This is a genomic window from Vibrio sp. 1288, from assembly GCF_033344475.1.
This window is the reverse complement of sequence record NZ_JAWPOX010000546.1, coordinates 1-689: the sequence shown is the minus strand read 5'-3', so window position 1 is coordinate 689 and position 689 is coordinate 1. Positions and strand designations below refer to the sequence as shown.

At 50.7% G+C, this 689-nt stretch carries 1 pseudogene; it reads right to left on the bottom strand.

Annotation, left to right across the window (positions count from 1 at the left end):
• A pseudogene (gene metL, locus R8O11_RS27940) lies at positions 1-689 on the bottom strand (bifunctional aspartate kinase/homoserine dehydrogenase II); the annotation flags it as partial.

Here is a 689-nt window from a genome sequence, read left to right as displayed (position 1 = left end):
ATACTTCAGCGCACCTGTCGCAATCTCTGCGGTGTACGCTAAGCGTAATTTTTGCTGATCGGCTTGGGCTTCGTAAGAGAGTGGCTCGAGTTGCGCACGTTGAAGAGACTTTAAAACATCACTTTGGGTTTTGTTGAAGTCATGACCATGTCTAAAGGACAATTGAATCAACAATACCTCATCCAAAGAAGTGATGATTTTCGCTCCACGCCCAGAAGCAAGTACACGCTCAATACGCGTTGAACCCGATTCAGGTTGATAGCTGCACTTGAGGCTTAAGTCCATCGTGCTTTGCGCGACAGGTTGTAACGTACGGCTATGCAAGACCGGCGCTGCAAGGCGGGCCAGTTCACTCGCTTCGTCTAAGCGCAGTAAAGGCAACAGACATGCGTCCGACACCAAACGAGGATCCGCACTGTAAACACCAGCAACATCACTCCAAATGGTTACGGTTGTCACTTCCGCCAAAGCACCGATTACGGTTGCGGAATAATCCGAGCCATTCCGCCCCAACAGCACGGTTTCTCCTGCCTCATTTTGCGCCATAAATCCGGTAATGATGACGCATTTGTGGCTGTGTTGCGCCAACGCCTCCTTAATCAGGGGATAAGAACGCGCACGGTCAACTTCCGGTTGAGTACCTGCTTCTGCACGTAAAAATGCACGTGCATCTTGTGCGACCGCAGGAA